Consider the following 13,960-nt stretch of genomic DNA (forward strand, 5'->3'; position numbering starts at 1 on the left):
GGATTTAAAACCCGTTAGCGATAAAAACCCTTTCCGTAATTCCCGTAGCTTCCTAACGAAACCTTTTTACTGCGGCGTTATGCCGCAGTAAAAAAGCCCCTGTCAGTGGGCTTCATCCCAGTTGGCGCCGATGCCCACTTCAACCAGCAAAGGCACATCCAACTCTGCCGCTGCACTCATGCGCTGGCGGATTTCGGCGCTGACGGTTTCCAGCAGATCCTCACGCACTTCCAGGACCAATTCGTCGTGCACCTGCAGGATGACTTTGGCATCCAGGCCCGACTCGCTGAGCCAAGCGTCGACCTTCACCATCGCCCGCTTGATGATGTCCGCCGCCGTGCCCTGCATCGGCGCGTTGATCGCGGTGCGCTCGGCACCTTTGCGCAGGCCGGCGTTTTTCGAGTGGATATCCGGCAAGTACAAACGTCGGCCGAACAGGGTTTCGACGTAGCCCTGCTCGCTGGCTTGCTCACGGGTGCGCTCCATATAGGCGAGCACGCCGGGGTAGCGGGCGAAGTAGCGGTCGATATAGGCCTGCGATTCCTTGCGGTCGACACCAATCTGCTTGGCCAGGCCAAAAGCGCTCATGCCGTAGATCAGGCCGAAATTGATCGCCTTGGCTTTGCGGCGCATATCGGTGGTGACCTGGTCCAGTTCGACGCTAAACACCTCTGCAGCGGTCGCCCGGTGCACGTCCAGGTTGTTGCGGAAGGCATGCAGCAAACCTTCGTCCTGCGCCAGGTGGGCCATGATCCGCAACTCGATCTGCGAATAGTCGGCCGCCAGCAGTTTGTAGCCCGCCGGCGCGATAAAGGCCTGACGAATGCGCCGGCCCTCAGCGGTGCGGATCGGAATGTTCTGCAGGTTCGGGTCGGTGGAGGACAAGCGCCCGGTAGCCGTTACCGCCTGGTGATAGGAGGTGTGAATCCGCCCGGTACGCGGATTGATCTGCTCCGGCAGGCGGTCGGTGTAGGTGCTTTTCAGTTTGCTCATGGAACGGTACTGCATCAGCACCTTGGGCAGCGGATAATCCTGCTCGGCCAGCTCGGCGAGCACCGCTTCGGCGGTGGAAGCCTGGCCTTTGGCGGTTTTGCTGAGTACCGGCATGCCGAGCTTTTCATAGAGGATCACACCCAACTGCTTGGGCGAGCTGAGGTTGAACTCCTCACCGGCAATGGCAAATGCCTCGCGCTCAAGCTGGACCATCTTTTCGCCCAACTCGTTGCTTTGCAGGCCGAGCAGATTGGCATCCACTAACGCACCTTGCCGTTCGATCCGCGCGAGCACCGGCACCAGCGGCATCTCGATCTCGCTCAACACCTTGGCCAGACTGGGCACAGCCTGCAGCTTCTGCCACAGCACCTGGTGCAGACGCAGGGTGATATCGGCATCTTCGGCGGCGTAGGGGCCGGCCTGTTCCAGGGCGATCTGGTCGAAGGTCAGCTGCTTGGCACCTTTGCCGGCGATATCTTCAAAGGCGATGGTGGTGTGCTCGAGGTACTTGAGCGCCAGGGCATCCATGTTGTGGCGGGTGGCGACCGAGTCGAGCACATAGGACTCAAGCATGCTGTCGAACTTCACCCCGCGCAGGGTGATGCCATTGTTCAGGTCGCCGCCGATGGCGCAGTTGGCGAGGATATTGATGTCGTACTTGGCGTGCTGCCCGACCTTGGCCTTGTGCGGATCTTCGAGAATCGGCTTGAGGGCCTTGAGCACGGTGTCGCGATCCAGCTGTGCCGGCACGCCCATATAAGAGTGGGTCAGCGGAATATAGGCTGCTTCGTTGGCCTGCACGGCAATGGAGATACCGACCAGCTGCGCCTGCTGGGCATCCAGGCCGGTGGTTTCGGTATCGAAGGCAAACAGCTCGGCCTTGTTCAGTTTTTCTAGCCAGACGGCGAAGCGCTCGGCATCCAGCACGGTTTCGTAGTGATTGGCGGCAGCCTCGACGGCCACAACTTCTTCACTCGCCAGCGGTTCGGCCGCCGGTGCATCGAACAGCCCGCCGGAGCGAATCGCGGCGATGCCGGCCGCCTTGGCGTCGCGGGCCAGTTCATCCAGACCGGTTTTGAATTCCAGCAAGGCATACAGCTCGGCCAACGCCTCACGGTCCTGAGCACCAGGATGGAGGCTGTCGATTTCGATATTCAGCGGCACGTCCAGTTTGATAGTTGCCAGCTGATACGAGAGGAACGCCATGTCCTTGTGTTCCAGCAGTTTGGCCGGCAGGGTCTTGGCACCACGGATCGGCAGCTCAGGCACTTTATCGAGATTGGCGTAGAGCACATCCAGCCCGCCACCAACCCCCACCAGCAGCCCTACGGCGGTCTTTTCGCCGACGCCGGGAACGCCTGGAATGTTGTCGACCTTGTCGCCCATCAGCGCCAGGTAGTCGATGATCAGCTCAGGACCGACGCCGAATTTCTCTTTAACGCCATCGATGTCGTAGACGCTTCCGGACATGGTGTTGACCAGCGTAACGTGCGGGCAGACCAGCTGGGCCATGTCCTTGTCACCGGTGGAGATCACCACGTCGCGGCCGTCGGCAGCGCATTGCCGGGCCAGCGTGCCGATCACGTCATCGGCCTCCACGCCTTCCACACACAGCAGCGGATAACCCAGGGCACGCACGCTGGCATGCAGCGGTTCGATCTGCACGCGCAACTCGTCCGGCATCGACGGGCGATTGGCCTTGTAGTCGGCGAACAGCTCGTCACGGAAGGTCCCGCCCTTGGCGTCGAACACCACCGCGAACGGGCTTTGCGGGTATTGCTTGCGCAGGCTTTTGAGCATGTTCAACACGCCCTTCACCGCGCCGGTCGGCATGCCTTTGGAGGTGGTCAGAGGCGGCAGGGCGTGGAAAGCGCGATAAAGGTAGGACGAGCCGTCCACCAGGACGAGGGGGGTCTGAGACATGCGCGGAATCAACCTATTGGACGGGCCGTGGTGTACGGACAGCGGAAAAATGTAGCGAGCAACGATAGCAAGGCGCAACGGCTGCGGCATAAAAGCCTGGGCCGCAGTGGCACTGCCGGCGGTAGAATGGCCGCATCGTTGACAACAGAGGGGCAAGGTTACCATGCGCGCACTTTCCGGCTTACTGCTCACAGGCTTACTGGCTGTTGGCTCGCTTAACGTTTACGCCGCTGACGAGCCGGTGACCGGCGACCCGGATGTCACCATCCGCCAGGACGGCGACAAGACCATCCAGGAGTACCGTCAGAACGGTTTCCTGTACGCCATCAAGATCACCCCGAAGGGCGGCAAGCCGTACTTTCTGGTGCGTGCCGATGGCAGCGATGGCAACTTCATTCGCTCCGATAATCCAGACATGCTGATCCCCGCCTGGGAAATCTTCAGCTGGTAAGCGGCGCGTTATTCCTAAGCCTTGATAGCGGCCCTTAACCGGGGCGTTTACTTAGATTGTTGGCAGGTTCCCGATGTCGGTATTCACCCCCCTCACCCGCCCCGAGCTCGACGTGTTTCTTGCGCCTTATGGGCTTGGCCGTCTGCGGGATTTTCAGGGCATCAGTGCCGGCAGCGAGAACAGCAACTTCTTCGTCAGCCTGGAACAGGGCGAGTTCGTCCTGACCCTGGTGGAGCGTGGGCCGATTCAGGACCTGCCATTTTTTATCGAGCTATTGGATGTGCTGCACGACGCCGGCCTGCCGGTGCCCTATGCCTTGCGCACCACGGAAGGCGAAGCGCTGCGCAGCCTGGCGGGGAAACCGGCGCTGCTGCAACCACGTCTGCCGGGCAAACACGTAAGCCAGGCCAATGCTCACCACTGCCAGGAAGTCGGCAAGCTGCTCGGGCAATTGCACGGCGCTACGCGCGGCCATGTGCTGGAGCGTAAAACCGATCGCGGGCTGGACTGGATGTTGAGCGAAGGCGCGCAGTTGCTAAGCAAACTCGAGCCGGCCAACCAATCGCTGCTCAGTGAGGCGCTGGCGGAAATCCAGACCCACCACGCGGCCATCCTGGCGCTGCCACGGGCCAACCTGCACGCCGACCTGTTCCGCGACAACGCGCTGTTCGACGGCACGCACCTGGCCGGCCTGATCGACTTCTACAACGCCTGCTCGGGGCCCATGCTGTATGACGTGGCCATTGCGCTAAACGACTGGTGCTCCAACGAAGACGGCGCGCTCGATGCACCACGTGCCCGCGCCTTGCTCGGCGCTTATGCCGCCTTGCGGCCGTTTACGCCGAGCGAGGCCGAACTGTGGCCCGTGATGCTGCGCGTGGCCTGCGTGCGTTTCTGGATTTCGCGCCTGATCGCGGCGGAATCCTTTGCTGGGCAGGATGTACTTATCCACAACCCCGACGAATTCCAGCGCCGCCTGGCGCAGCGCCAGCAGGTGCATCTGCCGTTGCCGTTTGCCCTTTAAGCCTTTCCGTTAAACGGTCAGAGCGCTTCCAAGCAGCCAGCCAGATCATTGCCCAGGGTTTCCAGCAATTGCTCGTAGCCTTGGGCATTGACTGGAATGTCTTTGCCGCCCAGAGCATCCAGCTCCGCCAAACGCACCGGCAGACCGTCGCTCAAGGTGCTGACCAGGCGCGGGCGCAAAGGCGGCTCGCTGAACACGCAGGTCGGCCCCGCCTGCTGCAGACGCTCGCGCATCGCCGCCACATGCTGGGCGCCGGGCTGCACTTCGCTGGCAATACTGAACACCCCGGCATGCTGCAGACCGTAGGCCGCCTCGAAGTAGTCAAACGCCTCGTGGAACACAAAGTAGGGCTTGCCGGCGATACCGGCGACGCGCTGCTTGAGGCGTACATCTAGCGCCGTCAGTCGCTCGCTGAACGCTTTCAGGTTGACCTGATAACGAGCGGCGTTGGCCGGATCGGCAGCCGCCAGATCCGCCGCCATGCGCTCGGCGATCACCCGCGCATTGACCGGCAACAGCCACAGATGAGCGTCGAGGCTGCCGGGTTGATGATCATGATCATGCTCGTCGTGATCACCATCGGCGTGCGCTTCACCTTCGCCGAAATGACGCAGGCTCAACCCCGGCAATTCCTGCACGGCAATGCTTGGCAGGCTGCGACTTTTCAGCACACGAGGGAGAAAGCTCTCCATATCCGGGCCGATCCAGTACAGCAGGTCGACCTCGGTCACTCGGCGCACATCGGACGGCCGCAACGCATAGTTATGCGGCGAAGCCCCGGGTGGTAGCAGCACTTCCGGCGTACCGATACCGTCTTGCACGGCGGCCGCAATCAGTTGCAACGGCTTGATGCTGGTCAGCACGCGGACATCCGCCTGGGCAGCGGCGGAAAAAATCAGCAGAAAGATCACAAGGAAACGCGACACGGGAGCACACTCTCCGGCAAAAGGGTTATAGAATAACGTCTCTTTCACCAGCCGTCGCCGCCCATGATTCTTACACCCTTGGCTTCTCGCCCACACGACCACTCCCACTGCGTGCATAACGCACTCGCCGAAGCCGACGTTATCTGCGAGCGCGCCGGTCTGCGCCTGACGGCCCTGCGCCGCCGGGTGCTGGAGCTGGTGTGGCAGAGCCACAAGCCGCTGGGCGCCTACGACATCCTTGGCGTACTGACGGAGCAGGACGGCCGCCGCGCCGCGCCGCCCACTGTGTATCGTGCCCTGGACTTCCTTCTGGAAAACGGCCTGGTGCATCGCATTGCTTCGCTCAACGCCTTTGTCGGCTGCAACCATCCGGCCCACGCGCATCAGGGGCAATTCCTGATCTGCCGCACCTGCAATGCCGCCATCGAGCTATCCAACGAGACCATCAGCCAGAGCATCGTCGCTGGTGCCAGTGACGTCGGCTTCACCGTGGAAAGCCAGACCGTAGAAGTGGTTGGCGTCTGCTCCGGCTGCCAGAAAAGCGCATGAGCGCCGCCCTGATCCGCCTCGAAGGCGTTGGCGTCAGCTTTGCCGGGCAACAGGTGCTCAGCGATGTACAGCTGAGTGTGCAGCCGGGCGAAATCGTTACCCTGATCGGGCCCAATGGCGCTGGCAAAACCACCCTGGTGCGCGCCGTGCTGGGCCTGCTGAAAATCGAGGTTGGCAGCGTCTGGCGCAAGCCCAAACTGCGCATCGGCTATATGCCGCAGAAACTGCATGTCGACGCCACCCTGCCGCTCAGCGTGTTGCGCTTTCTGCGCCTGGTGCCGGGCGTCGACCGCCGCTCGGCGCTGGCGGCGCTGGAAGAAGTCGGTGCCAGCCAGGTGATCGACAGCCCGCTGCAAAGCATTTCCGGCGGCGAACTGCAGCGCGTGCTGCTGGCCCGCGCCCTGCTGCGCGAACCGCAGTTGCTGGTGCTGGATGAGCCGGTGCAGGGCGTGGATGTCGCCGGCCAGGCTGACCTGTACCGCCTGATCACTCGTCTGCGCGACCGCCATGGCTGCGGCGTATTGATGGTCTCCCACGACCTGCACCTGGTGATGAGCACCACTGACCAGGTGGTGTGCCTGAACCGTCACGTCTGTTGCTCCGGGCACCCCGAGCAGGTCAGCGGCGACCCGGCCTTTGTCGAACTGTTTGGCCAGGACGCCCAGGACCTGGCGATCTATCACCACCATCACGACCATGCCCACGATCTGCATGGCGGCGTAGTGGCCGGGGCACCCGCCGCCGGCCTGACCATTCACGGCAAAGTGCAGCCCCATGTCCACGGAGACGGCTGTAACCATGCCTGATTTCCTGCTTAACGCGTTACTCGCCGGGCTTGCTCTGGCGTTGGTCGCCGGGCCTCTGGGCTCGTTCGTGGTATGGCGCCGCATGGCCTATTTTGGCGACACCCTGTCCCACGCCGCCTTGCTGGGCGTCGCCTTGGGCTTTCTGCTGGATGTCAGCCCGACTGTCGCCGTTACCGTCGGCTGCGTGCTACTCGCCGTACTGCTGCTAACCCTGCAGCAACGCCAACCGCTGGCCTCCGACACCCTGCTGGGGATTCTCGCGCCCACCACCCTGTCCCTCGGCCTGGTGGTGTTGAGCTTTATGCACGATGTGCGCATCGACCTGATGGGCTATCTGTTTGGCGACCTGCTGGCGGTCAGCACCGGCGACCTGGCCTGGATTCTTGGCGGCAGCGCCCTGGTGCTGGTCGCCCTGACCTTGCTGTGGCGCCCGCTGCTGGCGGTGACCGTGCACGAGGAACTGGCCAAGGTCGAGGGCCTGCCGGTAGCCAGCCTGCGCCTGGCCCTGATGCTGTTGATCGCGGTGGTAATTGCGGTGGCGATGAAGATCGTTGGCGTGCTGCTGATCACCTCGCTACTGATCATCCCGGCCGCTGCCGCCCAGCGCCATTCGCGCACCCCGGAACAGATGGCCGGCGGTGCCAGCCTGTTGGGGCTGCTGGCGGTATGCGCCGGTTTGGCCATGTCCTGGTTCAAGGACACCCCCGCCGGTCCCTCCATCGTGGTCGCTGCGGCAGCGCTGTTTCTACTCAGTTTTGCCCTGCCGCGCCGCAACGCCTGAAACGCTATGTCGGCGAGGTTTGGTGCGGCCAGCGCGGCCGTGTAAACTCGCCGGTTTTGCGCTATCCGAGACTTGCATAGATGAAGCAGTTCGCCTCCCGTTACCTACCCGTTCTGGCGATTTCTCTGCTGTTAGCGGCATGCCAGAGCACGCCGAAAGTGGCCAACCTGCCCACTGACGAGCTGATTACCGCCTTTCGCCAGGTGGAACAAAGCCTGAGCGCCGGCCAACTCAGCACCGCCGAAAGCCAGTTGGCCGCCATCGCGCCCCGCGCCCAGGGCGATACACGCGTCGAGCAATACCAGCGGCAACTGGCCGACGCCTACCTGCAGCAAGGCCAGAACGCCCTGCAGCAAGGTGACCTGGACACCGCCACCAAAGCACTGAGCCATGCCCGCAGCCTGATGCCACAAGCACCGGCACTGACCAGCGGCCTGGATCAGTCGATTGCCCAGGCCCGCGCGGCCGAACTCAACGCTGCCGACCAGGCCCATGCCCGCGCCGCCGCGCAATTGGCTGCCAAAGAAGCCGCTGAAAAAGCCGAGCAGGCGCGCCTGCAGCGTCTGGCTGGCGAGCGTCAGAGCAAAGTCAGCGAAGCGTCCGCCGCGGCCGCCCCAGCTCCGGCAGTCGCGGCACCGGCCCAGCCAAGCGCCCGCCTGATCAACCCGGCCGCCACCAGCAGCGCCATTGCCATGCCCATGCTGGACAACCAGGACAACGAGCGCCTGCGCAGCCTGCTCGATGCCGTCGCGGTCGATGTAGTGACTTTCGACTGCGATGTACGCATCGAAGTACGCCAAAACAAGGATTACCCCTGGGTCGCCTCGTTGCTGCTGGCTCGCATCAAACGCCTGGACCCCAACTACAGCCCGCGCCTGTCCCAAGCCCTGAAGCTGGAACAAGTGCCACGGCTGCTGCTGACGCCGCAAGCCAAGGGCTGAGCCTTTGTAATTACTGGCCTGCGCCCCGCAGGCCAGGCAACCGTCGCACCATCTCCTAGACTGTGGCAACGGCTTTACTCTCTTAGAGCTGAAAGCTATAACCATAGGATTACAAAGATTTTTACGGTCTATAAGACGCCGGTTAGACTAGCGCTCCTTTATGCCTATCCGGCAGACCGCCAAACCCAAAAGGTTTAACGAGTGATCGACTTTCACACCGTCCATAAGGCGTATCGCATCAATGGCCGCGACATCGCAGCCTTGCAACCCACCGACCTGACCATCGCCCGCGGCGAAGTGTTTGGCATCATCGGCCATTCCGGCGCAGGCAAAAGCACCCTGCTGCGCCTGATCAACCGCCTGGAAGAACCGTCCGGTGGCCGTATCGATGTCGACGGCGAAGATGTCACCGCCCTGGATGCCAACGGCCTGCGCCGTTTCCGCCAGCAGGTCGGGATGATCTTTCAGCACTTCAATCTGCTTTCATCGAAAACCGTTGCCGACAACATTGCCCTGCCACTGAAGCTGGCCGGCGAGCTGTCTTCCAGCGCCATCGACCAGCGGGTGGCTGAACTGCTCGAGCGCGTCGGCCTGAACGACCACGCGAAGAAATTCCCCGCCCAGCTGTCCGGCGGTCAGAAACAACGCGTCGGCATTGCCCGCGCCCTGGCGACCAAACCGAAAATCCTATTGTGCGACGAGGCCACCAGCGCACTCGACCCGCAGACCACCGCCTCGGTGCTGGAGCTACTGGCGCAGATCAATCGTGAACTGAACCTGACCATCGTGCTGATCACCCATGAAATGGACGTTATCCGCCGTGTCTGCGACCGCGTAGCGGTGATGGATGCCGGGGTGATCGTCGAGCACGGCCCGGTCACCGAGGTGTTCCTGCACCCGAAACACCCAACTACCAAGCGCTTTGTGATGGAAGCCGAACAGATCAACGAAGACGAGCAGCGCGATGACTTCGCCCACGTCAGCGGCCGCATCGTGCGCCTGACCTTCCAGGGCGAAGCCACCTATGCGCCGCTGCTGGGCGTAGTTGCCCGGGAAACCGGGGTGGATTACAGCATCCTCGCCGGCCGTATCGACCACATCAAAGACACCCCCTACGGTCAGCTCACGCTGGCGCTCACCGGCGGCGACATCGATGCTGCCCTGGCGCGCTTTGGCACCAGTGACGTGCACCTGGAGGTCCTGCGCTAATGGAAGCCTTACTCCCCAACGTTGATTGGATCGAAATCTGGCAAGCCAGCCTGGACACCTTGAGCATGCTCGGCGGCTCGCTGCTGTTCACCACCATCCTCGGCCTGCCCCTGGGCGTGCTGCTGTTTCTCACCAGCCCACGGCAGATGTTCGAGCAGAAGGGCTTCTATGCCTTGCTGTCCCTGGTGGTCAACGTGCTGCGCTCGGTGCCCTTCGTGATTTTGCTGATCGTGATGATCCCGCTGACGGTGCTGATTACCGGCACCTCGCTGGGCGTCGCCGGTGCCATCCCACCTCTGGTGGTTGGCGCTACCCCATTCTTCGCGCGCCTAGTGGAAACCGCGCTGCGTGAAGTCGACCGCGGCATTATCGAAGCCACCCAGGCCATGGGCGCAACGACACGGCAAATCGTGCTCAACGCCCTGCTTCCAGAAGCGCTGCCGGGCATTGTTGCGGCGATTACCGTAACTGCGATCACCCTGGTTTCCTATACCGCCATGTCCGGCCTGATTGGCGGCGGCGGTCTGGGCGACCTGGCGGTACGTTATGGCTATCAGCGTTATCAGCCGGACGTGATGGTGGTTACCGTCATCCTGCTGCTAGTGCTCGTACAAGTACTGCAAACCGTCGGCGACAAGTTGGTGGTGCACTTCTCGAGAAAGTAGAGCGCGCCCGAAACAGAACGTCAGCCGTTTCAAGGATAGAGCTTCACCCGTTTTAGAACGCAAACAAATGAGTGCGGCCACCAGCCGCCAACACTGCATCCCACAAGGAACCCAGAGATGAAAAAACTGCTCGCTGCCGTGGCTGCTTTCGCCGCCATCTCCGCCCACGCGGAAACCCTGACCGTCGCCGCTAGCGCCGTACCGCACGCGGAAATCCTCGAATTCATCAAGCCAACCCTGGCTAAAGAAGGCGTGGACCTGCAGGTAAAGGTCTTCACCGACTATGTACAGCCGAACGTACAAGTGTCCGAGAAACGTCTGGACGCCAACTTCTTCCAGCACCAGCCCTACCTCGATGAGTTCAACAAGAGCCGTGGCACTCAGCTGGTCAGCATTGTTGGCGTACACGTAGAACCCTTCGGTGCCTATTCGAGCAAGTACAAGAGCCTCGACGAACTGCCACAAGGCGCCACCGTGGTTATCCCCAACGACGCCACCAACGGCGGCCGCGCCCTGCTGCTGCTGGATAAAGCCGGCCTGATCAAGCTGAAGGACCAGCACAACATCCTGGCCACCAGCAAAGACATCGCCGAGAACCCTAAAGGCCTGAAATTCCGCGAGCTGGAAGCTGCCACCCTGCCGCGCGTACTGAGCCAAGTCGACCTGGCCCTGATCAATACCAACTACGCCCTGGAAGCCAAGCTGGACCCGAAAAAAGACGCCCTGGTTATCGAAGGTAGCGACTCGCCTTACGTCAACAACCTGGTAGCTCGCCCGGACAACAAAGACTCAGCCGCCATCCAGAAACTGGCCAAGGCGCTGACTACTCCGGAAGTGAAGAAATTCATCGAAGACAAGTACAAAGGCGCGATTGTTCCTGCGTTCTGATTTGCAGACTGCTGGAAACAAAAGCCCGCTCAATGAGCGGGCTTTTTTGTGCGCCAAAAACATCGCGGCTAAAGCCGCTCCTAAAGTTCGCACAATCCTTAGGAGCGGCCGGTCCGGCACTCCGATCAGCCGCGAAGCCTTTGATTTTGCGATTTCAGCCGCGTCGCAAAATCGAGATCGAGCGAGCGAGCGAGCGAGCGAGCGAGCTAGAGCAGTGCAAGCCCAATACGGCCCGGGCGAAAGCGGCTTTTCAAGCGCAGTGGGCTAGTACCCATGAGCATTGGAAAAGCGTTTTTAACGCAGCAATGCCGACGCGCAGCCGATCGCTAGGCGAAAAAAAACCCCGCACAAAGGCGGGGTTCTTTTTGAAGCTAAAACCAATTACTTGATTTTGGCTTCTTTGTAGATCACGTGCTGGCGAACAACTGGATCGAATTTTTTGATTTCGATTTTGTCCGGGGTAGTACGTTTGTTCTTGTCGGTGGTGTAGAAGTGGCCAGTACCGGCGCTCGACACCAAACGGATCAATTCACGCATGATTTAGCTCCTTAAACCTTTTCGCCGCGGCTGCGGATTTCGGCCAGCACGACATCAATGCCACGCTTGTCGATGATACGCATGCCTTTGGCGGTTACGCGCAGACGCACGAAACGTTTTTCCGACTCAACCCAGAAGCGGTGATGCTGCAGGTTCGGCAGGAAACGGCGACGGGTTTTGTTATTTGCGTGGGAAATGTTATTCCCGGTTACCGGACCCTTACCGGTAACTTGACAGACTCTCGACATACATCAGCCCTCTAAAACCACATGCCCAACCCGGCATGGGTTGGCCGCTTAAACTCAAAGTCATTTGGCGCTCTGCGCCGCGTTTCTTCAGGGTCTTACCGGCCACACCTACAAGCGAAGGAACCGGGCCCCTAGAAAAGAGCGCTGCTTTATACCAGAAAGCCCCCGGAGCAACAAGGATAACTACAGTCCACGGGCCAAACGGGGGCGAGCATTCTACCTGCAACCGCCTGAACAGACGCCATCAGTTGATTAACCGCTCGTCAGCCCGACCTGATTGTTCTGTCGCGCCCCATGGTCTAGGGTAGGCCCTTTGCGATCTTCCCGGGCCTGTGGATGGGCCGTCGGCTCGCTTCGACGAGCAATCAAGGAGTCTCTATGCGCCTCGCCGCCCTACCTCTGTTGCTCGTCCCGCTGCTCAGCCCGGGCCTACAGGCCGCCACCCTCAGCGTTTGCACCGAAGCCAGCCCGGAAGGGTTCGATGTGGTGCAGTACAACACGCTGACCACCACCAACGCTTCGGCCGACGTGCTGATGAACCGCCTGGTGGACTTCGACGCCGCCAGCGGCAAGCTGGTACCGAGCCTGGCGGAGAGTTGGACGGTCTCGAACGACGGCCTGGTCTACGACTTCCAACTGCGCCAAGGCGTGAAGTTCCACCACACCGACTACTTCACCCCCAGCCGCGAGCTGACTGCCGAAGACGCCCTATTCAGTTTTCAACGCATGCTCGACCCAGCCAACCCTTGGCACAAGGTGGCCCAGAGTGGCTTCCCCCACGCCCAGTCAATGCAGCTGCCCAGCCTGATCAAAAGCGTCGAAGCGCCGGACGCCCAGCACCTGCGCTTCACCCTCAGCCACCCGGAGGCCACCTTCCTGGCCACCCTTAGCATGGGCTTCGCTTCTATCTATTCCGCCGAATACACCACCCAGTTGCTCAAGGCCGGCACCCCGGAAAAACTCAACGCCCAGCCGATCGGCACCGGCCCCTTCGTGTTCAAGCGCTTCCAGAAGGACGCCGTGGTGCGTTATGCCGCCAACCCCGAGTATTTCGCCGGCAAGCCTGCGGTGGACGCGCTGGTCTATGCCATCACCCCGGACGCCAACGTGCGCCTGCAGAAGCTGCGTCGCGGCGAATGCCAGATCGCCTTGTCGCCCAAGCCCATGGATGTCAGCGCCGCCAGCCAGGAAAGCGCCCTGCAAGTGGTCTCCACCCCGGCGTTCATGACCGCCTTCGTAGCCTTTAATAGCCAGCACCCGCCGCTGGATAAAGTCGAGGTGCGCCAAGCCATCAACCTGGCTTTCGACAAGAACAACTACCTCAAGGCCGTGTTCGAAAACAGCGCTACCGCCGCCAATGGCCCTTACCCACCCAACACCTGGAGCTACACCAAGGACCTGCCGGGCTACGCCCATGATCCGCAGCAGGCCAAAGAGCTGCTGGCCAAAGCCGGACTCAAGGACGGCTTCGAGACCACCCTCTGGACGCGCCCCACCGGCAGCCTGCTCAACCCCAACCCGAGCCTTGGCGCGCAGCTGCTGCAGGCAGACCTGGCCAAGATCGGCATTCGCGCGCAAATCCGCGTGATCGAGTGGGGCGAGCTGGTGCGCCGGGCCAAGGCCGGCGAGCACGACATTCTGTTTATGGGCTGGGCCGGCGATAACGGCGACCCGGACAACTTCCTCACCCCTCAGTTTTCCTGCGCCGCCGTGCAATCGGGCACCAACTTCGCCCGCTATTGCGACAAGGGGCTGGATCAACTGATCAGCGACGGCAAAGGCACCAGCGAGGTGGCCAAGCGCACGGCGCTGTATCTCAAGGCGCAGGCGAAGATCCAGCAGCAGGCCCTGTGGCTGCCCCTGGCCCACCCCACGGCTACGGCACTGACGAGAAAGGACGTACAGGGCTATCAGGTCAGCCCGTTTGGCCGTCAGGACTTTTCGAAAGTTACGCTCAAGCCTTGAGGTAAGAAGCAGGCGCAGAGAGCAACGTTCTGCGCCTTGCTCCTCGTAAGCTTG

The 13,960-nt window shown here is 61.6% G+C and carries 14 protein-coding genes; 10 read left to right on the plus strand and 4 right to left on the minus strand.

What is annotated here, in order from left to right; all coding sequences use genetic code 11:
- Positions 1-102: 102 nt before the first annotated feature.
- Positions 103-2,916, minus strand: coding sequence for a DNA polymerase I (polA, locus tag ACVW0Y_RS16240; RefSeq protein WP_457439494.1), 2,814 nt, complete (start codon positions 2,914-2,916; stop codon positions 103-105).
- Positions 2,917-3,079: 163 nt separating this feature from the next.
- On the opposite strand from polA, the gene ACVW0Y_RS16245 reads away from it, so the two are divergent.
- Positions 3,080-3,367 (plus strand): DUF2782 domain-containing protein, encoded by a 288-nt coding sequence (locus ACVW0Y_RS16245; RefSeq protein WP_457439496.1) that lies wholly within the window; start codon positions 3,080-3,082, stop codon positions 3,365-3,367.
- 73 nt (positions 3,368-3,440) lie between these two features.
- The gene (locus tag ACVW0Y_RS16250) at positions 3,441-4,391 is read left to right on the plus strand and encodes a homoserine kinase (RefSeq protein ID WP_457439498.1); all 951 of its coding nucleotides are present in this window, start codon (positions 3,441-3,443) and stop codon (positions 4,389-4,391) included.
- A gap of 17 nt (positions 4,392-4,408) precedes the next feature.
- On the opposite strand, the gene ACVW0Y_RS16255 is transcribed toward ACVW0Y_RS16250, so the two are convergent.
- Positions 4,409-5,317 (minus strand): zinc ABC transporter substrate-binding protein, encoded by a 909-nt coding sequence (locus ACVW0Y_RS16255; RefSeq protein ID WP_457439500.1) that lies wholly within the window; start codon positions 5,315-5,317, stop codon positions 4,409-4,411.
- Between the two features lie 63 nt (positions 5,318-5,380).
- Between ACVW0Y_RS16255 and ACVW0Y_RS16260 the strand changes: the two genes are divergently transcribed.
- From ACVW0Y_RS16260 to ACVW0Y_RS16290, 7 genes are all read left to right on the plus strand, one after another.
- Complete coding sequence (locus ACVW0Y_RS16260; RefSeq protein ID WP_457439501.1) at positions 5,381-5,866, plus strand: Fur family transcriptional regulator; 486 nt, start codon at positions 5,381-5,383, stop codon at positions 5,864-5,866.
- The gene (gene znuC, locus ACVW0Y_RS16265) at positions 5,863-6,672 is read left to right on the plus strand and encodes a zinc ABC transporter ATP-binding protein ZnuC (protein WP_457439503.1); all 810 of its coding nucleotides are present in this window, start codon (positions 5,863-5,865) and stop codon (positions 6,670-6,672) included. Before ACVW0Y_RS16260 ends, znuC begins: the two co-directional genes overlap by 4 nt.
- Positions 6,665-7,453: a zinc ABC transporter permease subunit ZnuB gene (znuB, locus tag ACVW0Y_RS16270; protein WP_457439505.1), complete on the plus strand. Its 789-nt coding sequence runs from the start codon at positions 6,665-6,667 to the stop codon at positions 7,451-7,453. The genes znuC and znuB overlap by 8 nt, the downstream gene beginning before the upstream one ends.
- 80 nt (positions 7,454-7,533) lie before the next feature.
- Positions 7,534-8,394 carry a PA5502 family lipoprotein gene (locus ACVW0Y_RS16275; RefSeq protein WP_457439507.1) on the plus strand — a complete coding sequence of 287 codons (861 nt, stop codon included), beginning with the start codon at positions 7,534-7,536 and terminating at the stop codon, positions 8,392-8,394.
- Positions 8,395-8,595: 201 nt separating this feature from the next.
- Positions 8,596-9,603, plus strand: coding sequence for a methionine ABC transporter ATP-binding protein (locus ACVW0Y_RS16280; RefSeq protein ID WP_457439509.1), 1,008 nt, complete (start codon positions 8,596-8,598; stop codon positions 9,601-9,603).
- Positions 9,603-10,268: a methionine ABC transporter permease gene (locus ACVW0Y_RS16285; protein ID WP_457439511.1), complete on the plus strand. Its 666-nt coding sequence runs from the start codon at positions 9,603-9,605 to the stop codon at positions 10,266-10,268. The genes ACVW0Y_RS16280 and ACVW0Y_RS16285 overlap by 1 nt, the downstream gene beginning before the upstream one ends.
- 117 nt (positions 10,269-10,385) lie before the next feature.
- Positions 10,386-11,156, plus strand: a complete 771-nt coding sequence (locus tag ACVW0Y_RS16290; RefSeq protein WP_457439512.1) for a MetQ/NlpA family ABC transporter substrate-binding protein — start codon at positions 10,386-10,388, stop codon at positions 11,154-11,156.
- Between the two features lie 381 nt (positions 11,157-11,537).
- On the opposite strand, the gene rpmG is transcribed toward ACVW0Y_RS16290, so the two are convergent.
- Both rpmG and rpmB read right to left on the minus strand, forming a co-directional pair.
- Complete coding sequence (rpmG, locus tag ACVW0Y_RS16295; RefSeq protein WP_108095062.1) at positions 11,538-11,693, minus strand: 50S ribosomal protein L33; 156 nt, start codon at positions 11,691-11,693, stop codon at positions 11,538-11,540.
- Between the two features lie 11 nt (positions 11,694-11,704).
- On the minus strand, positions 11,705-11,941 hold the full coding sequence (gene rpmB / locus ACVW0Y_RS16300) for a 50S ribosomal protein L28 (RefSeq protein WP_084303647.1): 237 nt from the start codon (positions 11,939-11,941) through the stop codon (positions 11,705-11,707).
- A gap of 378 nt (positions 11,942-12,319) precedes the next feature.
- Here rpmB and ACVW0Y_RS16305 point away from each other — a divergent pair, with 378 nt between their 5' ends.
- Positions 12,320-13,906 (plus strand): ABC transporter substrate-binding protein, encoded by a 1,587-nt coding sequence (locus ACVW0Y_RS16305; protein ID WP_457439515.1) that lies wholly within the window; start codon positions 12,320-12,322, stop codon positions 13,904-13,906.
- The last annotated feature ends 54 nt before the right edge of the window (positions 13,907-13,960 follow it).

The organism is Pseudomonas sp. TE3786, assembly GCF_054057335.1.